Origin of the sequence: Amycolatopsis sp. NPDC004169, assembly GCF_040610315.1 — a bacterium.
Classification (GTDB): domain Bacteria; phylum Actinomycetota; class Actinomycetes; order Mycobacteriales; family Pseudonocardiaceae; genus Amycolatopsis.
The window spans coordinates 105,348-126,742 of sequence record NZ_JBEXMD010000030.1 but is presented as its reverse complement, the minus strand read 5'-3'; the positions used below and the strand labels follow the sequence as shown (position 1 = coordinate 126,742).

General features: G+C 70.4%; 16 protein-coding genes. 13 read left to right on the top strand and 3 right to left on the bottom strand.

All coding sequences use genetic code 11. The features are described 5' to 3' along the window. Positions 1 to 425: 425 nt before the first annotated feature. Positions 426 to 1,208, top strand: a complete 783-nt coding sequence (locus ABZX11_RS32765; RefSeq protein WP_354920286.1) for an alpha/beta fold hydrolase — start codon at positions 426 to 428, stop codon at positions 1,206 to 1,208. Beyond that, positions 1,205 to 1,963: an SDR family oxidoreductase gene (locus ABZX11_RS32760; RefSeq protein WP_176175709.1), complete on the top strand. Its 759-nt coding sequence runs from the start codon at positions 1,205 to 1,207 to the stop codon at positions 1,961 to 1,963. The genes ABZX11_RS32765 and ABZX11_RS32760 overlap by 4 nt, the downstream gene beginning before the upstream one ends. Here ABZX11_RS32760 and ABZX11_RS32755 read toward each other — a convergent pair. Beyond that, a complete protein-coding gene (locus ABZX11_RS32755) occupies positions 1,948 to 3,495 on the bottom strand; it encodes a transposase (protein WP_354920283.1) in 1,548 nt (515 codons plus the stop codon). The two genes, ABZX11_RS32760 and ABZX11_RS32755, sit on opposite strands and share 16 nt — an antisense overlap. Positions 3,496 to 3,648: 153 nt before the next feature. Between ABZX11_RS32755 and ABZX11_RS32750 the strand changes: the two genes are divergently transcribed. The 5 genes from ABZX11_RS32750 to ABZX11_RS32730 all read left to right on the top strand — a co-directional run bounded on the left by ABZX11_RS32750 (position 3,649) and on the right by ABZX11_RS32730 (position 10,334). Beyond that, positions 3,649 to 6,246, top strand: coding sequence for a bifunctional FO biosynthesis protein CofGH (locus ABZX11_RS32750; RefSeq protein ID WP_354920280.1), 2,598 nt, complete (start codon positions 3,649 to 3,651; stop codon positions 6,244 to 6,246). 80 nt (positions 6,247 to 6,326) lie between these two features. Then, positions 6,327 to 6,818, top strand: coding sequence for a DUF4232 domain-containing protein (locus ABZX11_RS32745; protein ID WP_354920277.1), 492 nt, complete (start codon positions 6,327 to 6,329; stop codon positions 6,816 to 6,818). Between the two features lie 90 nt (positions 6,819 to 6,908). Then, positions 6,909 to 7,763, top strand: coding sequence for an arpA protein (locus ABZX11_RS32740; protein ID WP_354920274.1), 855 nt, complete (start codon positions 6,909 to 6,911; stop codon positions 7,761 to 7,763). Positions 7,764 to 7,776: 13 nt separating this feature from the next. Continuing rightward, positions 7,777 to 8,601 (top strand): class I SAM-dependent methyltransferase, encoded by an 825-nt coding sequence (locus tag ABZX11_RS32735; protein WP_176175704.1) that lies wholly within the window; start codon positions 7,777 to 7,779, stop codon positions 8,599 to 8,601. Next, complete coding sequence (locus ABZX11_RS32730; RefSeq protein ID WP_354920270.1) at positions 8,598 to 10,334, top strand: choline/carnitine O-acyltransferase; 1,737 nt, start codon at positions 8,598 to 8,600, stop codon at positions 10,332 to 10,334. Before ABZX11_RS32735 ends, ABZX11_RS32730 begins: the two co-directional genes overlap by 4 nt. Here ABZX11_RS32730 and ABZX11_RS32725 read toward each other — a convergent pair. Beyond that, complete coding sequence (locus ABZX11_RS32725; protein WP_354920267.1) at positions 10,320 to 11,243, bottom strand: alpha/beta hydrolase fold domain-containing protein; 924 nt, start codon at positions 11,241 to 11,243, stop codon at positions 10,320 to 10,322. The two genes, ABZX11_RS32730 and ABZX11_RS32725, sit on opposite strands and share 15 nt — an antisense overlap. Further along, a complete protein-coding gene (locus tag ABZX11_RS32720; protein WP_354920264.1) occupies positions 11,240 to 12,022 on the bottom strand; it encodes a methyltransferase domain-containing protein in 783 nt (260 codons plus the stop codon). The genes ABZX11_RS32725 and ABZX11_RS32720 overlap by 4 nt, the downstream gene beginning before the upstream one ends. A gap of 258 nt (positions 12,023 to 12,280) precedes the next feature. Here ABZX11_RS32720 and ABZX11_RS32715 point away from each other — a divergent pair, with 258 nt between their 5' ends. The 6 genes from ABZX11_RS32715 (at position 12,281) to ABZX11_RS32690 (ending at position 21,370) form a co-directional block, all read left to right on the top strand. Then, on the top strand, positions 12,281 to 14,479 hold the full coding sequence (locus ABZX11_RS32715) for a discoidin domain-containing protein (RefSeq protein ID WP_354920261.1): 2,199 nt from the start codon (positions 12,281 to 12,283) through the stop codon (positions 14,477 to 14,479). A gap of 6 nt (positions 14,480 to 14,485) precedes the next feature. After that, positions 14,486 to 16,666: a discoidin domain-containing protein gene (locus ABZX11_RS32710; RefSeq protein WP_354920258.1), complete on the top strand. Its 2,181-nt coding sequence runs from the start codon at positions 14,486 to 14,488 to the stop codon at positions 16,664 to 16,666. Between the two features lie 175 nt (positions 16,667 to 16,841). Continuing rightward, positions 16,842 to 17,849 carry a LacI family DNA-binding transcriptional regulator gene (locus ABZX11_RS32705; protein ID WP_354920255.1) on the top strand — a complete coding sequence of 336 codons (1,008 nt, stop codon included), beginning with the start codon at positions 16,842 to 16,844 and terminating at the stop codon, positions 17,847 to 17,849. Between the two features lie 326 nt (positions 17,850 to 18,175). After that, entirely contained in the window at positions 18,176 to 19,552 is a 1,377-nt protein-coding gene (locus ABZX11_RS32700) for an extracellular solute-binding protein (RefSeq protein ID WP_176175697.1), read from the top strand. Beyond that, positions 19,530 to 20,504, top strand: a complete 975-nt coding sequence (locus tag ABZX11_RS32695) for a sugar ABC transporter permease (protein ID WP_176175696.1) — start codon at positions 19,530 to 19,532, stop codon at positions 20,502 to 20,504. The genes ABZX11_RS32700 and ABZX11_RS32695 overlap by 23 nt, the downstream gene beginning before the upstream one ends. Next, positions 20,501 to 21,370 carry a carbohydrate ABC transporter permease gene (locus tag ABZX11_RS32690; RefSeq protein WP_176175695.1) on the top strand — a complete coding sequence of 290 codons (870 nt, stop codon included), beginning with the start codon at positions 20,501 to 20,503 and terminating at the stop codon, positions 21,368 to 21,370. Before ABZX11_RS32695 ends, ABZX11_RS32690 begins: the two co-directional genes overlap by 4 nt. Positions 21,371 to 21,395 lie beyond the last annotated feature (25 nt).

Genomic DNA, 21,395 nt, shown 5'->3' with positions numbered 1-21,395 from the left:
GCTCTCAAAGGAAACCCCGACGAGGGGTTTCATATAAGCTCTACTGGCTTAGTTCACTAGCACACTGTTGAGTTCTCAAGCAACACACCCCGAGTCGCACCGCCGTCAAGCGGCCTTACTCGAAGCGAGTTATTCCTAGCAGTTTTTGTGGGCCACCCACTCAATCGCTTTCCGCGAGAGCTTGGTTCGTGTCCCTGTCGCTCGGTTTCCCTGGCGACTTGGAGAACTTTACATGCCCCGAAAGGGCCCGAAACAGGGGGGTCCCTTAACAAGATCGGCGCAGGTCAGACCCCATGACGAAGCCCGTCCGAGGCCCAGTCTGCCCCCAACCGGCCCCGAGCGCCACCGATGCGCGCCGGAAAACATTGCTCCGACTACATTGCACCGTATTGCTCGGAGCCAGCGCTCTGCCTAACGTCGGCGGCATGAACCTCGCCCACGATGACCTCGGGACCGGCCGTCCGGTCCTGCTGGTCCACGGCCACCCCTTCGACCGCTCCATGTGGCGGCCCCAGGCCAGGCACCTCGCCGAGCGCGGCCACCGCGTCGTCGTCCCCGACCTCCGCGGCTACGGCGAGTCCCCCGCCCAGGACGCGAAGACCGGGCTCGACGTCTTCGCCGCCGACCTCGTCGCCCTGGCCGACCACCTGGGCCTGGACCGGTTCGTCCTCGGCGGCCTCTCCATGGGCGGCCAGATCGCCATGCAGCTGGTGGCGGACCACCCCGGCCGCGTCGAAGCCCTCGTCCTCGCCGACACGTTCGCCGGCCTCGACACCCCGGAGGCCAAGCAGGCGCGCATCGACACCGCCGCGAGGATCACCGAGGAGGGCATGGAGCGCTACGCCGAGGAACTCCTCCCCAAGATGATCTCGAAGCAGACCCGCGCGACCAGGCCGGACGTCGAGGCGCACGTCCGCACGATGATGCGCAACGCGCCGAAGGAGGGCGCCGCGGCCGCGCTCCGGGGACGCGCCGAGCGCCCCGACTACACGCCGGCGCTGAGCGGGATCGATGTTCCCACCCTGGTCGTGGTGGGCAGTGAGGACGAGTTCACCCCGGTCGGCGAGGCCGAGCTCATCCACCGGGAAATCCGGACTTCCACCCTGGTGGTGATCGACGGCGCGGGTCACCTGCCTAACCTGGAGCGCGAGACCGAGTTCGACGAGGCACTCAGCACCTTCCTGACCAACAGCGGAGCCACCAGATGACCCAGCAGACCGTGTTCGTGACCGGCGCGAGCGCCGGCTTCGGTGACGCCATCGCGCGCCGGTTCGCCGCCGAAGGCGCCCGCGTCATCGCCGTCGCCCGCAGCGCCGACAAGCTCGAGAAGCTGGCCGGTGAGCTCGGCGACGCCGTTCTGCCCGTGACCCTCGACGTCAGCGACCCCGAAGCGGTCAAGACCGCCGTCGAAGGCCTCCCGCAGGACTGGCGCGAGGTGGACGTCCTGGTCAACAACGCCGGCCTGGCCAAGGGCCTCGAGCCCGCGCACAAGGCCGACCTCGGCGACTGGGACGAGATGATCGCGACCAACGTCCGCGGCCTCGCGCACGTCACCCGCGCGCTGCTGCCGGGCATGGTCGAGCGCGGGCGCGGTCACGTGATCAACATCGGCTCGATCGCCGGCACCTACCCCTACCCCGGCGGCAACGTCTACGGCGCGACCAAGGCGTTCGTCCACCAGTTCAGCCTCAACCTGCGCAGCGACCTGCACGGCACCGGCGTGCGCGTGACCAACATCGAGCCGGGCATGGTCGGCGGCACGGACTTTTCGAAGGTCCGCTTCGACGGCGACCAGGCCAAGGCCGACAAGGTCTACGAGGGCACCACCCCGCTGACCGCCGACGACGTCGCCGAGTCCGTCCTCTGGGCCGCGAACCAGCCGAAGCACGTGAACATCAACGTCATCGAGCTGATGCCGGTGGTGCAGAGCTTCTCGGCGCTGCAGATCTACCGCGAGGGCTGAAACAGGGAGAACAGCGCCTGCCGGCCGGCGTCCGCCCCGGTCAGCAGGCGCTTCGCCCGCGGCCGCCCGCCGGTCGAGGGGTACCGCAGCACCAGCTCGCCGATGCCCGCGAGCTGGTCGAGCAGCTCGCGGACGGACAGGTTCATCCCGGCCCGGTCCGCCTCGCGCCGCATCAGGTGGGTGACCGTCGCGGCCAGGACCGAGACCAGGCCGTGGGCCGCGATCCGCTGCCGCGTCCACTCCCAGCGCGGGGTCGGCCCGGTGACGGCGGGGCCGGTCAGCCAGCGGAACGTCGATTCGAGGTGGGTGCGGGCGCGGTAGGCGGTCACCACCTCGGCCACCGGCCAGTCCCGGTCGGTGACCAGCACCTGCTTGCCGAAGAACTCCTCGTCCAGCCGGGCCAGTGCCGGGGCGTCGATCCGCCGTTCCACCCGGATCTCGCCGGGCCGGTTGCCGCTCAGGGTGGCGGTGAGCACGCGCTCGATGCGGCGGCCGCGCGTCACCCGGCCGATTTCGGCGTGCACCTGGGCCCGGTCGCCGCGGTGGGTGCCGGCCGCGAGGGCTTCCGCGAGGCCGTCGAGCTCCCGGGTCGCGGTGGCCAGCTCGTCGGCGAACGCACGGGACTGCGCCGCGTGCAGCGTCGCCGAGTGGGTCAGGATCACCCGCCGCCGGACGCCGTCGACGACCGCGTGCGTGTCCAGCGCGGTCAGCCCGGCGAACCGTTCCGGGTCGACGCGCTTGCGGGCGGACGCGGGCTGGGTCAGCAGCTCCGGGTGATCGGTCAGCGGCAGGGACCCGACGAACCCGCTGCGTGAGCCCAGGTCCAGCTGGGCCGCCTGGCCGGCGTGGAAGACGAGGGTCGCGGGCCCGAGCCCGGCCATGACCGAGGCGAACGTCGGGGCCGTGCCGTCGTCCCGCCGGTACAGCCGGGACGCCAGCGGGATCGCGCCGTCCCGGGTCACCCGCAGGCCCGCGCCGGCCAGCACGCCCTGGCAGGCCGAGGGCAGCGTGCAGTCCGCCGGGGCGAACGCGGCGAACTGCGGGACGTCGACGGCCAGCGCCGCGTGGTCGTCGAGCTGCTCCAGGACGGCGGCGGAGACGGCTTCCTCGATGCCCGCGATGCGTTCCGGCGTAAGGCGTTCCAGCGCCCGCCACAGACCATCCACTGTGGACAACCGGGACCGGACGAGGTCCGCGGCCGCGCTCGTCTCCCACCACGCCCCGATCGGTGTCTCCGGCGCGGTCGCCCGGTGCAGCACCGCGACGGCGAGGGTCGTCCCCAGCGGCGGCTTCGCGCGCACGACGTCGTCGACGCGGGCGACGAAGTCCAGCCGGGACAGCGTGGCCCACACCGCGGCGACGGCGCCGTACGGCCGGTGCGAGGCCGACTCGGGCTCGCCGCCGGGGACGGCGCGGGCGATCTCGTCGGCCGTGCCGAGGTAACGCTGGGTGACCACCCGCGGCTTGCCGTCCACCCGGGCGGACTCCGCGAGGTAGTAGTACGTCCGTCCGCCGATCTTCTTGCCGACCACCGATGCCACCCTTTAGGTAATACACGTCGAGCCGCTGATCGACAACCACGGCACGGCAGTGACCTGCGACGACGATCACGTCCGGGTACAACCGCAGCCGAGTGCGCAACACACACTGGCTGGTCGCGCGAGGACGGTCCTAGCGTGGGCGGAATGGGACCCGAACCCGACGCCACCACCCCGACCGCCTCCGCGATGCGCCGCGCGCTCGCCCGGGCGCGTGACGGAAAGACACTGGACGTCACCGAAGCGAGCGTCCTGCTGCACGCCCGCGGTGACGACCTCACCAAGCTGTCCGAGTACGCCTCGCGCATCCGCGACGCGGGCCTGGCCGAAGCCGGGCGCGCCGGCGTCATCACCTACAGCCGCAAGGTGTTCATCCCGCTGACCCGGCTGTGCCGCGACCGGTGCGGCTACTGCACGTTCGTGACCGTGCCCGGCCGGCTCGAATCCCCGTTCCTGTCCCCGGACGAGGTCCTCGACATCGCCCGCAAGGGTGCCGAGATGGGCTGCAAGGAAGCCCTCTTCACCCTCGGCGACCGGCCGGAGGACCGCTGGAAGGCCGCCCGCGAGTGGCTCGACGCGCACGGCTACGACGACACGCTGTCCTACGTGCGGGCGATGGCGATCCGGGTGCTGGAGGAGACCGGCCTGCTGCCGCACCTCAACCCGGGCGTGCTGACCTGGCAGGACTTCCAGCGGCTCAAGCCGGTGGCGCCGTCGATGGGCATGATGCTGGAGACCACCGCGACCCGGCTGTGGAGCGAGAAGGGCGGCCCGCACTACGGCTCGCCCGACAAGGACCCCGCGGTCCGGCTGCGGGTGCTCGAAGACGCCGGACGCAGCAGCGTCCCCTTCACCACCGGGGTCCTGATCGGCATCGGCGAGACGTTCGAGGAGCGCGCCGACGCGCTGTTCGAGATCCGCAAGGTCGCCAAGACCTACGGCGGCATCCAGGAAGTCATCGTGCAGAACTTCCGGGCCAAGCCGGACACGAAGATGCGCGCGACCCCGGACGCCGACCTCGAAGAGCTGGCCGCGAACATCGCCGTCGCGCGGCTGGTGCTCGGCCCGAAGATGCGCATCCAGGCGCCGCCGAACCTGATCGGCAACCAGTACGACCTGATGATCCGCGCCGGCATCGACGACTGGGGCGGGGTCTCGCCGCTGACCCCGGACCACGTCAACCCGGAACGCGCGTGGCCGCAGATCGACGAGCTCGCCCGCCGCACCGAGAAGGCCGGCTTCGAGCTCAAGGAACGCCTCACCATCTACCCGGAGTACGTCAAGGCGGGCGAGCCGTGGCTGGACCCGCGGATCACCCGGCACGTCGCCGCCCTCGTCGACTACGACACCGGGCTGGCCCGCGAAGGCGCGATGCCGGTCGGCATCCCGTGGCAGGAGCCGGACGGCGGCTGGCAGGAGTCCGGCCGCACCGACCTGCACACCGAGATCGACACCAGCGGCCGCACCGAGGACCGCCGCAGCGACTTCGATTCGGTGTACGGGGACTGGAAGGAGATCGGCGACCGGATCAAGACCGGGCCGGCCAAGTTCGACACGGACATCCTGGAAGCCTTGCGCAGCGCGGAAAAGGACCCGGCGGGCCTGTCCGACGACGCCGCGCTGGCGCTGCTGTACGCCGACGGCAAGGAACTCGACGCGTTCACCCGGATCGCCGACGACCTGCGGCGCGAGACGGTCGGTGACGACATCACCTTCGTCGTCACGCGGAACATCAACTTCACCAACGTCTGCTACACGGGTTGCCGGTTCTGCGCCTTCGCCCAGCGTCGCACCGACGCCGACGCGTACACGCTCTCGCTGGAGCAGGTCGGCGACCGCGTCGACGAGGCGTGGGCCGCGGGCGCGACCGAGATCTGCATGCAGGGCGGCATCCACCCGGACCTGCCGGGCACCGCGTACTTCGACCTCGCGGCCGAGGTCAAGCGCCGTCAGCCGGAGATCCACCTGCACTCCTACAGCCCGATGGAGGTCGTGAACGGCGCTTCGCGGACCAACCTCTCGCTGAGGGACTGGCTGATCGCGGCCAAGGAGTCCGGCGTGGACTCGCTGCCGGGCACGGCCGCGGAGATCCTCGACGACGACGTCCGCTGGGTGCTCACCAAGGGCAAGCTGCCGACGTCGGAGTGGATCAAGGTGGTCACCACCGCGCACGAGGTGGGCCTGCCGACGACGTCGACGATGATGTACGGCCACGTCGACACCCCGGCGCACTGGGTCGCGCACCTCAAGCTGCTCGCGCGGCTGCAGCGCGAGGGCCTCGAGAAGCACGGCCGGCGCGGGTTCAGCGAGTTCGTGCTGCTGCCGTTCATCCACCAGAGCGCCCCGATCTACCTGGCCGGCCTCGCCCGCCCTGGCACGACGCTGCGCGAGAACCGCGCGGTGCACGCGCTGGCCCGGCTGCTGCTGCACGGCACGATCGACAACATCCAGAGCTCGTGGGTGAAGCTCGGCGAAGAAGGCAGCCGCGCGGTGCTGCAGGGCGGCGTCAACGACATCGGCGGGACGCTGATGGAGGAGACGATCAGCCGGATGGCGGGCGCGTCGAACGGGTCGTACAAGACGATCAGCGACATGCGCGCGATGGTCGAGCCGCTGGGCCGCCCGCTGGTCCAGCGCACGACGGGCTACGGCAGGCCGAGCGCCGAGCGGCTCGCCGCCGCGGAGGCGTCGGACGGCGTCGCGACCGCGGTGCGCAAGCCGCTGCTGCCGCTGCTCACGCCGTGAGGTGAGGCGGGCGCCTTCCGGGGCGCCCGCTACCCTTCCGCCGCATGGGGGTTTCTCGCTTCACACCACTTCTCGTCGTAGTGCTTCTCGCGGGTTGCGGCACTACACCGCCACCACCCGCCCCGACACCGCCGCCGCCGAGCCCGACGTACGGGCCGCCGCCGCCCACGGGTCTGTCGCTTTCGGTCGGTCAGGTGGAAGCCGGGCTCGGGCACCGCGCGAGCGTCCTGACGCTGACCAACCGGGACACCGTGCCGCGCAAGGTCACCGGCTACCCGGACCTGAAGATCCTCGCGGCCGACGGCAGCCCGCTCGACGTCGAGGTGCGGCACGAGACGTCCTACTTCGCCCCGGACCCCGGCCCGCAGGACCTCACGCTCCAGCCGGGTGAGAAGGCGCTGTCGGTGCTCGCCTGGTCGGCCACCGTCACCAGCGGTGACAAGCACACCGGCGCCGCGATCGCCGTGGTCCCGATCCCCGGGGAGCCGGTGCAGAAGCAGCCGCTGGAGACCGATCTCGGCACCACCGGCACCGTCGAGCTGAGCGCCTGGGCGAGCCGGATCGGCAACTGACAACCCTGTGTCACCGCTCACAAACCGACGGTTGACCAGCGGGATTCTGTGCTAACTCTGTTCCTTCACCCGCCGGAAGGGACCTCGACGATGAGCACCTCCGTAGCGCCACTGGAAATGGTCGACACCGACCGCTACCCGCTCACCGATCCGGACAGCCCGGCCTGGCGGGAGACGGTCGGCCGCACCCGCGCCGAGCTGGCCGACGCCGGCTGCAGCGTCCTCGCCGACTTCATCCGCCCCGAGCTGCACGACGTCCTGCGCGCGGAGTGCGCCGCGCTCGAACCGCACGCGTACACGAAGATCGAGCAGGTCAACGCCTACAACACCGCGGTCGGCGAGCCACTGCCCGAAGACCACCCCGGCCGGACGATCATGGAACGCGGCAACGCCTTCGTCGCGCGCGACCGCATCCCGGCGTCCTCGATCATCAGCCGGCTCTACACCAGCCCGGTGTTCCAGCGGTTCGTCGCCGACTGCTTCGGGCTGCCGGAGCTGCACGAGCTCGCCGACCCGCTGTCGGGCCTGACGCTCAACGTGATCGCCCCGGGCCGCGCGCACCCGTGGCACTTCGACACGAACACCCACACCGTCAGCATGCTGACGCAGGCCGCGGACGACGGCGGGATCTTCGAGTACTGCCCGAACATCCGCTCCGCAACCGACGAGAACTTCCCGGCGGTGCGCTCGGTGCTGGCCGGTGACACCCGGCCGGTCCGGCGGCTGGACCTGCGGCCCGGTGACCTGCAGCTGTTCAAAGGACGCTTCGCGCTGCACCGGGTGAGTACCGTGGCGGGCGCGATCGCGCGGCACTCGGCGATCTTCGCCTACAGCGAGCGGCCGGGCGTCATCGGCAGCGCGGAGCGGACCCGGCAGCTGTTCGGCCGCGTCCTGCCCGCCCACCTCGCGGAGCGGACCGCCCGCGGCGACGAACTGCTCGACTAGAGGAGCCTGGCCCGTGCCCTTCGACTCGACCGGCAAGATCTCGTTCGACCACATCTACACCGCGCCCGACCCCCGCCCGTTCTTCGGCACGCTCAAGCGAGTCGGCTACGGAATCCCGCAGCTGGCGAAGCCGTACTTCGCGAAGCTGGTCGCCGAGCACCCCGCCGGGCGGCCGACCGTGCTCGACGTCGGCTGCTCCTACGGCGTCAACGCGGCCCTGCAGCGCTGCGAAGCGACGATGGACGACCTCTACGCCCACTACACCGACCCGGCCGTGCGCGCGCTGGACCACGCCGGGCTGGTCGAAGTGGACCGCAAGCGCATCCGCACCGGCAACCCCCGGTTCTACGGCCTCGACAGCTCGGCTCCGGCGCTCGAATACGCGCTGTCCGCCGGTTTCCTCGACGAGGCGATCCACGCCGACCTCGAGCGCGACGACCCGGACAGCACCCAGCAGAAGCTGCTGGACGACGTCGACGTCGTCGTCTCGACCGGCTGCGTCGGGTACGTCACCGAGAAGACGCTCTCCCGGGTCGCGCGCGGCGCGCGGCCGTGGATGGCGCACTTCGTGCTGCGGATGTTCTCCTACGAGCCGATCGCCGAGAGCCTGGCCGGGCTGGGGTACGACACCGCCCGCGTCGGCGGCGTCTTCCGGCAGCGGCAGTTCGCCTCCGGCGAGGAGCAGACGCAGATCCTGGACACGCTGAGCGCGGCCGGGGTCGACCCCACCGGACTGGAGTCCGACGGGTGGCTCTACGCGCAGCTGTATGTTTCCCGTCCTGATGGCTCGGCCGCGGACCTCGCGGCCGCCCTCGCCGACTCCGACGAAGAAGGATGACCGTGAGCAGTCCGGAATGGTCCACCCGCACCTTCGGCAACGAGGACCGCCTTCCCCGCGTCCCCGTCCCCACGCTGGAGGACAGCCGCCGCCGCTTCCTCGAATGGTGCGCCCCGCTGCTGACGCCGGAGGAGCTGGCGGAGACCGAAGCGGCGCTGGCCGAGTTCGTGGCGGGCCCGGGCCCGGAGCTGCAGGCGCGGCTCGAGGAGTACGACCGCTCGCCGGGCGTGCGCAGCTGGCTCGACACGTTCTGGCCGTACCGCTACCTCGGCCGCCGCGACCGGATTGCGCTCAACGCCAACTTCTTCTTCCTGTTCCAGGACTCCCCGCTCGGCCAGGTGGAGCGCGCGGCCGAGCTGACCGCGGCCGCCGTGGACTACAAGCTGAAGCTCGACGACGAACTCGTGCCGCCGGTGCTCCTGCGCGGCACGCCGCAGTCGATGGTGCAGCACAAGTACCTCTTCTCGGCCACGCGGATCCCGGGCCCGCTGCTGGACACCGCGCGCACGCGGTTCCCGTCGCCCGAGCGGCACATCGTCGTGTTCTCGAAGGGCACGCCGTTGCGCATGGACGTCATCGACGGAGACGGGCGTCCGTACTCGCCCGCGCAGATCGCCGAGGGGCTGCGCGCGATCCTGAAGGACGACCACGTCACCGACGTCCCGGCCGGGCCCTTCACGACGAAGGCGCGCGCGGAGTGGGCGGCTTCGCGGGCCGCGCTGATCGAAGCGGGCAACGCCGCCGCGCTGGAGACCATCGAGACCGCGCTGTTCTGCCTGTGCCTGGACGACTCCACGCCGTCGGACGCCCAAGAAGCCTGCGACCGGCTGCTGTACGGCCAGAACCGCTGGTACGACAAGGCGGTCTCGCTGGTCGTGTTCGAGGACGGCACCGCGGGGATCAACGTCGAGCACTGCGAACTCGACGGCACCACGATCCTCGGCTTCACCGACGCGCTGCTGAGCGGCGCACGCGAAGCGCGTGAGTCCGCTTCGGGCGTTCCGGGCCACGAAGTCGTCGAGTTCACGCTGACCGACGCACTCCGCGAAGACGCGCGTGCCGCCGCGGCGGACTTCAAGGCGTACGCGGACGCGACGGCGACGCAGACCGTGTCGTTCGACTTCGGCGCGAACAGGGCGAAGGAGCTGGGGATGTCCCCGGACGCCTTCGCGCAGATGTCGTACCAGCTGGCGCACCGCCGCGCGAAGGGCCTGACGGGAGCGACGTACGAGTCGATCGCGACCCGGCAGTTCCAGAACGGCCGGACCGAGGCCATGCGGGTGGTCACGCCGGAGGTCGTGCACTTCGCCGACATCATGACTTCGGACGCTTCGCGCGACGAGAAGCGAGCGGCGTTCCGCGCGGCGGCGGCGAAGCACGTGGCGCGGGCGAAGGAGTGCCAGGCCGGGGACGCGCCGGAGCAGCACCTGTGGGAGCTGCAGCTGATCGGCAAGCGCCGCGGGGACACCCCGGACCCGGCGCTGTTCTCCTCGCCGGGCTGGCTGAAGACGCGCAACGACTACCTGAGCACCAGCTCGGCGCCGTCGGTCAACATCCGGTACTTCGGGTTCGGGTCGACCAGCCCGCAGTGCATCGGCATCGCGTACGTGCTGCTGCCGGACCGCTGGAACATCTACCTGAGCACACCGAAGCACGTCTCGGCGGAGATGTACCGCTTCGCCGACGAACTCGCTGTCGCGGTGCGAGAGCTGCAGGAGCTACTGGCCGAGTAGGCGGCGCAGCCACGTCCGCCGGGCGGCCCTGGCCGCCCGGCTGATCGCCGCCTCCGGGACGAGCGAGTCGAAGCCGTGGAAACCGCCGGGCCACACGTGCAGCTCGGCGTCCCCGCCCGCCTGCCAGATCCGGTTGGCGTAGGCGACGACCTCGTCGCGGAACGTCTCGACCGCGCCGACGTCGAGGAACGCCGGCGGCAGGCCGGAGAGGTCCTCGGCCCGGGCCGGGGCCGCGTAGGCCGGGACGTCGGCGGTGCCGCGGCGGTCGCCGAGGTAGGCCGTCCAGCCGATGAGGTTCGCCGTCCGGTCCCAGAGGCCGTGGCCGTCGAGGCCGATCGCCGACGGCGTGTCGTTGCGGTCGTCGAGCATCGGGCAGGCGAGCAGCTGACCGGCCAGTGCCGGTCCGCCGCGGTCGCGGACCAGCAGCGCCAGCGCCGCGGCCAGCCCGCCACCCGCGCTGACCCCGCCGAGCACCAGCGGGCCGGCGAAGCGCTCGGCCGTCCACTCCAGACCGGCGCGGCAGTCCTCGAGCGCCGCCGGGTACCGGTGCTCGGGCGCGAGCCGGTAGCCCGGCGAGACGACGGTCAGGTTCGGCTCGCCCGACCAGGCCAGCACGTTCCGCGCGTCCTGGCCGAGGTGGCTGCTCGCGATCAAGCCGCCGCCGTGCACGTAGTACAGGACGCCCACACTCTCGGGCGGGCGCAGCACCAGCAGCGGGACCTCGCCCGCGTGCTCCTCGGACACCCGGTACGCCGGGTGGGCCGCGGCCAGCTTCTCGACGGTCCAGTTGTCCGCGGCGTTCAGCTCGCGGCGGCCCGGGATTTCGTCCAGCCGGGACAGCGACGGGCGAAGCGCCCGCAACGCCGTGATGACCGGCGCCAGCTCCGGGTCGAACCGGGGCGGTGTCACGGCGCCGGGGTCGAGACGACGAGGACCAGCGAGCCCTCGAAGGCCGGCTGCTCGCGCAGCTTGCCGTACCGGCGCTCCCACGTGCCGTCGTCGAGGTCGTGCTGCAGCTCCGCGGCGAACCGGTGGTGGACGCGGTCGTCGACGAAGCTCCAGGCCGAGCACGACAGCCGCGCACCCGGGTCCAGGAGGCGTTCCGGGCGGGCGTAGTAGGCCTCGTTGAAGCCGTCCGTGCAGTCGATCGGGATCGGCACGCCGATGACCGAGGTGTGGCCGCCGAGGCCGTCGGCGATGTCGTCGACCGACGGGTAGCGGCGGGCCTCCGTCTCGATCACCTCGGGTGCGTAGTCGAGCAGCCAGAACCGGCGCAGCCGCTCCGGGTCGCAGGTGAGGACCGCGATCGAACCGCGGGTGACGCGGCGCATCTCCTTGAGGCCGGTCCACAGGTCGTTCCACTGGTGGACGCTGAACGTGCTCATCGCGCCTTCGAACGCCCGGTCCCCGAACGGCAGCTTCTCGGCGACGGCGTCCACGGCAGGCGGCAGCCCCGCCGGGCGCTGCGCGCGCATCGACGCCGACGGCTCGACCGCGGTCACTTCGCGGTCTTCGGGTTCGTACGCGCCCGCGCCCGCGCCGACGTTCAGCACGGTCCGCGCGTCACCCAGCGCGTCGAGGATGTACCGGCCGATCCGGGGATCCGGCTTGCGGTAGTCGGTGTAGACCCCGCCGATGGCGCCGTAGTCGGCGTCCCCGGCGCTGCCGTCCGCACGTCGCTGGCTCATGACTGAAAAGTATCAGCGCAGGCCGCCGGTGGGGGCGTTGCTCCGCCGGGCGTAAGCGGACGTCGGGCATGCGGCCCAGCCGTCAATTCCTGTCGCAAACTTGCGTAAGTTCGTTCAAGTATTGCGATTTCCTGTCCGCGATTCGTATGATCCGGATCACAGAGGTCCCCACCTGCTGCGGAAAGGCCAGTGCCGCCCATGTCCCTCAGCTCTGTCTTGAGTGCGCCCAAAATTCGCTTCGGTGCATTAGCCACGGCGGTGATCGCCGCCGCCGGGCTCACCATCGCCGCCGCTCCGGCGCAAAGCACCGCCCTCGCCGCCGCCCGCGGTGCGTCCGTGCCGTTCGTCGAACAGGAAGCGGAAACCGCCGCGACCAACGGATCGGTCATCGGCCCGAACCGCGCCGCCGGCACCCTCGCCGGCGAAGCCTCCGGCCGGAAGGCGGTGACGCTCTCCGGCCAGGGCCAGTACGTCGAGTTCACCCTCACCGCCCCCGCGAACTCGATCGATTTCCGGTACAGCGTCCCGGATTCCGTCAACGGCACGATCTCGCTCTACGTCGGCGGCGCCCACAACCGGGACATCGCCCTGACGTCGAAGTGGGCCTGGTACTACGGCTCGTACCCGTTCACGAACAACCCGGGCGACGGGCACGCGCACCACTTCTACGACGAGACCCGCGCGCTGCTCGGCACCTCGTACCCGGCCGGCACCAAGATCCGGCTGCAGGTCGACGCGGGCGACGTCACCCCGGTCACCGTCGACCTCGCCGACTTCGAGCAGGTCGGCGCGGCCGCCACCCGGCCCGCGAACTCGGTGTCCGTCACCGACTACGGTGCCACCGCGAACGACACCGGCGACGACGCGGCCGCGTTCGACGCCGCCGTGTCCGCCGCGCGCAGCCAGGGCAAAGAGGTCTGGATCCCGTCCGGCACCTTCACCCTCGGCCACCACATCACCGTCGACCAGGTGACGATCCGCGGCGCGGGCCCCTGGTACTCGGTGCTCACCGGGCCGCGGGCCGGCATCTTCGGCAAGGGCGAACCGGCGAGCTGCGGGACGTCGACGTATCCCGGCAACCCGGCCGTGCCGGGCACCAGCAGCGCGGTGAAGCTCTACGACTTCGCGATCATCGGCCAGGTCGACGCCCGCGTCGACTGCGACCAGTCGAACGCCATCGGCGGCGCGCTGGGCGGCGGCTCGGTCGTGCAGAACCTGTGGCTGCAGCACACGAAGGTCGGGCTGTGGCTCGACGGGCCGTTCGACGGGCTCACCGTGTCCGGCAACCGGATCCTCGACCAGACCGCCGACGGGCTGAACCTGCACCAGGGCATCAGCAACGTCACCGTGACGAACAACTTCCTGCGCAACACCGGCGACGACGGCCTGGCCATGTGGTCCGAGCACGACGCCGACCACCACAACACGTTCTCCTTCAACACCGTGCTGCTGCCGATCCTCGCCAACAACATCGCCGTCTACGGCGGCCACGACAACACCGTGTCCGACAACGTCGTGGCCGACAACCAGGACCAGGGCGGCGGCCTGCACGTCGCCAACCGGTTCAGCGCGGTGCCGCTGTCGGGGACCACCACCGTCGCGCGCAACACCGCGATCCGCACCGGCGTGCTCGACTCGAACTGGCAGTTCGGCGTGGGCGCGCTCTGGTTCGACGGCCGCGACTCGGCCATCACCGGCCGGATCGACGTCACCGACCTCGACCTGCAGGACAACAACTACGAGGCCATCCAGTTCATCGACAGCGCCACGACCGACGTGCACTTCACCAACGTCCGGATCTCCGGGGCCGGCACGTTCGCCTGGCAGATCCAGGCCAAGCCGACGGGATCGGTGAAGAACGTCGTCGCGACCGGGGTCGGCCGCGCGGGCGTCTACAACTGCATGGGCCCGGACGCGCTGAGCGGCCTCGCCGACCAGGGCGGCAACTCCGGCTGGACGACGACGTACTGCGGATCGTGGCCGACGCCGGTGTACGGCTCGGACAACGGCGGCACGACGACCCCGACCACGCCGCCGACGACCACCACGACCCCGACCCAGCCGGGCGGGAACCTGGCGCTGCACAAGAGCGTCAGCGCGACCGGCTCGCAGGGCGGGTTCCCGCCGGGCAACGCGGTCGACGGGGACGCGAACTCCTACTGGGAAAGCGCGAACAACGCGTTCCCGCAGTCGTACACAGTGGACTTCGGCAGCACGGTCACCGTTTCGCGGCTGGTGCTGAAGCTGCCGCCGTCCTCGGCGTGGGGCACCCGCACGCAGACGATCTCGGTCGACGGCGTCAAGGCCGCGGCCGGCTACTCGTTCGACCCGGCGTCCGGCAACACCGCGACCGTGACGTTCCCGGCGACGTCGGTGCGCACCCTGCGCCTGACCTTCACCGGCAACACCGGCTGGCCCGCCGGGCAGCTGTCCGAACTCGAAGCCTATTCGTCCTGAGAGGTGATGACGATGTCCCGCATCCCGGCGCTACTCGCCGCCGCGCTCGCCGCGTCCGGCCTGACCGTCCTCTCCGGCGCCACTCCGGCCGCCGCAGCCACCTGTCCCACCACGGCTTCCGGCGGCGCGAGCGTGCCGTTCCGGACCGTCGAAGCCGAGTGCTCGGCGACCAACGGCTCGGCCGTCGGCCCCGACTACACGCAGGCATCGCCGGCCTCGGAAGCCTCCGGGCGGCAGGCCGTCCGGATCACCACCGGCCAGTACGTCGAGTTCACGCTGCCCGCCGCGGCGAACTCGATCAACGTCCACTACAGCGTCCCGGACGGCTCTTCGGGCCGCCTCACGGTCTTGGTCAACGGGACCAGGCTGGCCCTGCCGGTCACCTCCCGGTATTCCTATGTGGACACCGGCTGGATCCCCGGCGCGAAGACGCACCACTTCTTCGACGACGCCCGGCTCCTGCTCGGGCAGAACCTGGCCGCGGGCGCGAAGGTGCGGGTGCAGGCCGACTCCGGTGACGTCGGCCAGGCGACCATCGACCTCGCCGACTTCGAGCAGGTCGGCGGCGCGGGCACGAAACCGGCGAACGCGCTGTCGGTGACCGACTACGGTGCCACGGCGAACGACTCCTCGGACGACTCGCAGGCGTTCCGCAACGCGCTCTCGGCAGCTCGTTCGCAGGGGCGTGAGGTGTGGGTGCCGTCCGGCCGGTTCGAGATCGGCTCGGCCCTGCAGATCGACCAGACGACCGTCCGCGGCGCCGGCCAGTGGTACACCGTGCTGCACGGCAACAACATCTTCAACAACGGCAGCGCGTCCGGGAACATCAAGCTCTACGACTTCGCCGTGTTCGGTGACGTCACTGAGCGCAACGACGGCAGCCCGGACAACGCGTTCCACGGCGTCCTCGGCTCCGGCTCGGTCGTGTCCGGCCTGTGGATCCAGAACACGAAGTGCGGGCTGTGGCTGATGAACGGCGCTTCGTCGAACCTCACCATCGAGAACAACCGCATCCTCGACACCCAGGCCGACGGCGTCAACTTCGACGGCGCCGTCACGAACTCGACCCTGCGCAACAACTACCTGCGCAACAACGGCGACGACGGGCTCGCGCTGTGGTCCAACGGCCAGGCCGACTCCGGCAACTCGCTGGTCAACAACACGGTCGTGCAGCCGAACCTGGCCAACGGCATCGCGCTCTACGGCGGCTCGAACAACACGGTGAGCGGCAACCTCGTCCAGGACACCAACGCACTCGGCGGCGGCTACCTGGTCGCGAACCGGTTCAATTCGGTGCCGTTGTCCGGCACGGTGACGCTGTCGAACAACACCGCGCTGCGGGCCGGGGCGCTCGACCCGAACTGGCAGTTCGGTGTCGGCGCGCTGTGGTTCGACGCGCGCGACCAGGCGATCACCGGCGTGACCATCCGCGTCACGGGCTTCACCGCCATCCAGAGCCCGTACGAAGCCATCCAGTTCATCGACGGCAACGGGCAGGGCAAGCCGATCCAGGGCATCACCATCGACGGCGTCTCGGTGCAGGGCGCCGGCACGTTCGTGGCGCAGTCCCAGACGCAGGGTTCGGTGTCGATCAGCAACCTGACCGCGTCCGGCGTCGGCGTGACCGGGACGTACAACTGCCCCTACCCGACTTCGATCCCGAAGATGACGTTCAGCGGGTCGGGCAACAGCGGCTGGACCGGCACCTGGGGCGACTGCTCGACCTGGCCCGCGCCGAACTCGGGCCCGCCGCAGCCGCCGCAGTCCGGCACCAACCTCGCCCGTGGGAAGGCGATCACCGCGTCCGGGTCGCAGGGCGGGTTCCCGCCGTCGAACGCCAACGACGGTGACGCGAACTCCTACTGGGAGAGCGCGAACAACGCGTTCCCGCAGACGCTGACCGTGGACCTCGGCGCGGTGGCGGCGATCAACAAGGTGACCCTGAAGCTGCCGCCGTCCTCGGCCTGGGGCGCGCGCACCCAGACGGTGACGATCTCCGGCAGCACCGACGGCGGCTCGTACACGACGCTGGTGGGTTCCCGCGGCTACGCGTTCGACCCGGCGTCCGGCAACACGGCGTCGGTGTCCTTCGCGACGACGTCCCAGCGGTTCGTGCGGCTGACGTTCACCGGCAACACCGGCTGGCCCGCCGGCCAGGTGTCGGAGTTCGAGGTGGCAGCGGCCTGATGTGACGATCCGGCACGGCGGCTCGACGGTTCCGCACGGAACCCTCGGGCCGCCGTGTGCTGCACCAGCATCGCCCCGGAGATCATCCGGGGGGGGGAGGACCAGTGCCGCGTCTGCTGCTCGTCGCGAAGTAGGCCGTCGTACTTTTGCGCTCGGTTGCTGTAAAGTTTCAGCCATGACGCGTCGCCTTGCCGAAGTCGCCCGCCAGGTCGGGGTCAGCGAAGCCACGGTCAGCCGGGTGCTCAACGGCCGGTCCGGGGTGTCCGCGAGCACCCGGGCCGCCGTGCTCACCGCGCTGGACGTGATGGGGTACGAGCGGCCCACCCAGCTGCGGGGCGAGCGCGCCCGCCTGGTCGGGCTGGTGCTGCCGGAGCTGCAGAACCCGATCTTCCCGGCGCTGGCCGAGATCATGGGCAACGCGCTGGCCCAGCAGGGGTTCACCCCGGTGCTCTGCACGCGCACCGCGGGCGGGGTGTCGGAGGCCGAGTACGTCGAGCTGCTCCTGCAGCAGCAGGTGTCGGGCGTGGTGTTCGCCGGCGGCCTGTACGCGCAGGCGGACGCGGTCCACACGCACTACCACCACCTGGTCGAGCGCCGGCTCCCGACGGTGCTGATCAACGCGGCGGTCGACCACCTCGGGCTGCCCCAGGTCTCGTGCGACGACGCGGTGGCCGTCGAGCAGGTGGTCGGGCACCTGAGCTCGCTCGGGCACGAGAAGATCGGCCTGGTCCTCGGCCCCACGGACCACGTGCCGTCGCAGCGCAAGCTCGAGGCGTTCCGCGCCTACGCGGCGAAGCTGGGGTTGCCGGTGCTGGACGAACTGGTCGAGCACGGGATGTTTTCCATCGAGGGCGGCCACGCGGCGGCGGCCCGCCTGTACCCGCGGGGTGCCACGGCGGTGCTGTGCGCGAGCGACCTGCTGGCCCTCGGAGCCGTCCGCGCGGCCCGCCGGCAGGGGCTGTCGGTGCCGGAGGACATCTCGGTGGTCGGCTACGACGACTCGGCCCTGATGAACTGCACGGACCCGCCCCTGACGACCACCCGCCAGCCGATCGAGGCGATGGGGCGCGCGGTGGTGGAGCTGCTGGTCAAGCGGATCAACGGGGGCGAAGTGGCGGCGGAGGAGCTGCTGTTCGCGCCCGAGCTGGTGGTGCGGGGATCCACCGCGCGCCGGACTGCCTGACCTGTTTTTCGAGAGCGCGACGGCTTGCGAGCCGTCGCGCTTTTTCCTGCGCCCGCATCCGGACGACACGCGTGATCCCCCAGCCGACACGCGTGCTTGGAGGGTCGACACAGCTCAGCCCCGTGTCGACCCTCCGATCACGCGAGTCGACCTCTCAATCACGCGAGTCGACCCCCAATCACGCGTGTCGTCCCTTCCGACACCAGGCGTCCGCGGCCTGTTCGTAACTTGCAAAGTCTCGTCGGCTTATTGCGCCGATCTGGTCTCCCACTTTAGAGTGACCGCAATCACGTGACAGCCGTCGCGACCCCGAGAAGAGGCTTGAGATGAGCAGTCCCTGGTCCAGAACCGCCACCCGACGGATGTTCTGCCTGCTCGCCGCAGGTGGGCTCGCCCTCACCGCCGCCGCCTGCGGGGACGGCGACACCGCCGCCCAGAGCGGCGGGAAGGTCAAGATCACCGTCACCGGGCAGCCGCCGACCAGCCAGCCGTTCGAGCGCAGCGTGTTCGACGCCGACGTCAAGGAGTTCGAGGCGTCCCACCCGAACATCCAGATCGAGCCCCACGAGGGGTTCATGGACCCGAAGACGTTCTCCGCGAAGCTCGCCGGCGGGCAGCTCGAAGACGTCTACTACGTCTACTTCACCGACCCGGCGCAGATCATCGCGCGCCACCAAGCCGCCGACATCACCGAAGCCGCGAAGAGCGTCCCGCACGTCAACGACATCAAGCCGGAACTACTGGACAACTTCCGCGATGCGAACGGCAAGCTCTACGGCCTGCCCACGATGAACTACACCATGGGCCTGCTCTACAGCCGCCCGCTGTTCCAGAAGGCCGGGCTCGACCCCGACAAGCCGCCGCAGACCTGGGACGAAGTCCGCGAAGCCGCGAAGAAGATCTCCGCGCTGGGCAACGGCGTCGTCGGGTACGCCGACTACAGCAAGAACAACCAGGGCGGCTGGCACCTCACCGGCTGGCTCTACTCGATGGGCGGCGACGTCGCCCGCAAGGACGGCGACAAGTGGGTCGCCGACTTCGCGAACGAGAAGGGCAAGCAGGCCCTGCAGTACCTGCACGACATGCGCTGGACCGACAACTCCATGGGCGCCAAGCAGCTGCTCGAAGCCCAGGACGTCCAGCGCATGATGGGCGCAGGCCAGCTCGGCATGTACATGGCCGCCCCGGACAACGTTCCCGTGCTCGTCAAGCAGTTCAACGGCAAGTACGAGGACTACGGCATCGCCGGCATGCCCGGCGGCCAGGGCACCCTGCTCGGCGGCGAGGGTTACATGATCAACCCGAAGGCGTCGCCGGAGAAGGTGAAGGCCGGCCTCGAGTGGATCCAGTGGAAGTACCTCAACCCGGACCGCTTCGAGAAGCACATCCAGCAGTACGTCGACGGCAAGCAGCCGGTCGGCCTGCCCGCCGAGCCGACGCCCGACGTCTGGACCGGCTCCGTCCGCGAGCAGCAGCTGGCCCTGAAGGCCAAGTACGCCAACGTTCCCGCGAAGAACTTCCAGTCCTACGTGGACACCACGAGCCGGATCAAGGGCAGCATCGAGCCGCCGAACGCGCAGCAGATCTACGCCGCGCTCGACAGCGTGATGCAGGCCGTGCTGACCGACCAGAGCGCGAACATCGACCAGCAGCTGTCGTCCGCGTCGTCGAAGGTCAACAGTGTCCTCGCCCAGGTCAAGTAGCCTGCTCGCCTGGCCCGCGACATCCTCGTCGCGGGCCAGGCGCCCGGCTGCCTCGCAAGAAGAGCGGCGCCGCACCGCGCTCAAGCGGAAGATCAAGGAGAACCTCACCGCGTACGGCCTGCTTTGCGCCGCGCTGGTGGTGTTCGCCCTGTTCTCCTGGTACCCGATCGTCCGCGGGGTGCTGCTGAGCTTCCAGCAGGTCGACTTCGTCAACGCGCCGACGTGGGTCGGCTTCGACAACTTCACGAAGCTGTTCGAAGACCCGCTGTTCGGCGTCGCCTGGCGCAACACGCTGCTGTTCACCGGGCTCGCGCTGGTTTTCGGCTTCGCCGTCCCGTTCCTCACCGCGGTGCTGCTGAACGAACTCCGCCACGCCAAGGCGTTCTTCCGGCTCGCCGTCTACCTGCCGGTGATGCTGCCGCCCGTGGTGACGGCCCTGATGTGGAAGTGGTTCTACGACCCGGGTCCTGGCCTGTTCAACTCAGCGCTCGGGGCGGTCGGCCTGCCCGGCGGCCAGTGGCTGGATTCGAGCAGCACGGCGATGCTGAGCCTGGTCTTCGTCTCGACGTGGGCCAACATGGGCAGCACCACGCTCATCTACCTCGCCGCGCTCGGCACGATCCCCGGCGAGCTCTACGAAGCCGCGGAGCTCGACGGCGCCGGTCTGTGGAAGCGCCTGCGGCACGTGACGTTCCCGCAGACGCGATTCGTCCTGCTGGTACTGCTCCTGCTGCAGGTCGTCGCGACCATGCAGGTGTTCACCGAGCCGTACGTGATGACCGGCGGCGGCCCGGACGACTCGACGGTGACCGTGCTCCTGCTCCTGTACCGCTACGCCTTCGTCTACAACGACTTCGGCTCGGCGAGCGCGATGAGCCTGCTGCTGTTCGTGGCGCTCGGCGTGTTCTCGGCGTGGTACGTCCGGCTGACGCGGAAGGCGGACCAGTCATGAGGACCCTCGTCTCCCCCGGCGCGCTGCGCAGCCCGCGCGGCAAGGTCGTCTACGGCGTCGTCTTCGCCTGCACCCTGCTGGTTTTCCTGCTGGCCTTCATGTTCCCGCTCTACTGGGTCGTCACCGGCGCGCTGAAGTCACCGCAGGAACTGGCGCAGACGCCGGCAACGCTCGTCCCGCACGAGTGGCACCCGGAAACCTTCGCCGACGCGTGGGACCAGCTGAGCCTGGGCAAGTACTTCCTCAACACGCTGATCGTCGCGGGCGGCGCGTGGCTGGCGCAGCTGGCCATCGACGTCCCGGCCGCGTTCGCGCTGTCGAAGCTGCGCCCGAAGTTCGGCAACGTCGTGCTCGGGCTCATGCTGGCCACGCTGATGCTGCCCGCCACCGCACTGCTGGTCCCGACGTACGTCACGGTGACGGACCTGCCGCTGCTGCACCTCAACCTGATCAACTCGCCGGCCGCGGTCTGGCTGCCGGCGGCGGCGAACGCGTTCAACATCTACCTGCTCAAGCGGTTCTTCGACCAGATACCGGACGAGCTGATCGAGGCCGCGCGCATCGACGGCGCCGGCCCGGTGCGCACGCTCTGGCGGATCATCCTGCCGATCTCGCGGCCGATACTGGCCGTGGTGTCGATCCTCGCGGTGGTCACCGCGTGGAAGGACTTCATCTGGCCGCTGCTGGTGTTCCCGGACACCGAAAAGCAGACGCTCTCGGTGATGCTGCAGCGGGTGGCGATCGACATGCCGCTCAACGTGCTCGTCGCCGGGATGGTGCTGGCCAGCCTGCCGATGGTGGCGCTGTTCCTGGCCTTCCAGCGGCAGATCCTCGCCGGGCTGACCGCCGGCAGCATCAAGGGCTGAGGCCTTCCTTTCCACGACAAGCAGG

Excerpts from the sequence above, each read along its gene's own strand:
- ABZX11_RS32765 (WP_354920286.1), top strand. The coding sequence starts at position 426 with ATGAACCTCGCCCACGATGACCTCGGGACCGGCCGTCCGGTCCTGCTG.
- ABZX11_RS32760 (WP_176175709.1), top strand. The coding sequence starts at position 1,205 with ATGACCCAGCAGACCGTGTTCGTGACCGGCGCGAGCGCCGGCTTCGGT.
- ABZX11_RS32750 (WP_354920280.1), top strand. The coding sequence starts at position 3,649 with ATGGGACCCGAACCCGACGCCACCACCCCGACCGCCTCCGCGATGCGC.
- ABZX11_RS32740 (WP_354920274.1), top strand. The coding sequence starts at position 6,909 with ATGAGCACCTCCGTAGCGCCACTGGAAATGGTCGACACCGACCGCTAC.
- ABZX11_RS32730 (WP_354920270.1), top strand. The coding sequence starts at position 8,598 with ATGACCGTGAGCAGTCCGGAATGGTCCACCCGCACCTTCGGCAACGAG.
- ABZX11_RS32720 (WP_354920264.1), bottom strand. The coding sequence starts at position 12,022 with ATGAGCCAGCGACGTGCGGACGGCAGCGCCGGGGACGCCGACTACGGC.
- ABZX11_RS32710 (WP_354920258.1), top strand. The coding sequence starts at position 14,486 with ATGACGATGTCCCGCATCCCGGCGCTACTCGCCGCCGCGCTCGCCGCG.
- ABZX11_RS32705 (WP_354920255.1), top strand. The coding sequence starts at position 16,842 with ATGACGCGTCGCCTTGCCGAAGTCGCCCGCCAGGTCGGGGTCAGCGAA.
- ABZX11_RS32700 (WP_176175697.1), top strand. The coding sequence starts at position 18,176 with ATGAGCAGTCCCTGGTCCAGAACCGCCACCCGACGGATGTTCTGCCTG.
- ABZX11_RS32690 (WP_176175695.1), top strand. The coding sequence starts at position 20,501 with ATGAGGACCCTCGTCTCCCCCGGCGCGCTGCGCAGCCCGCGCGGCAAG.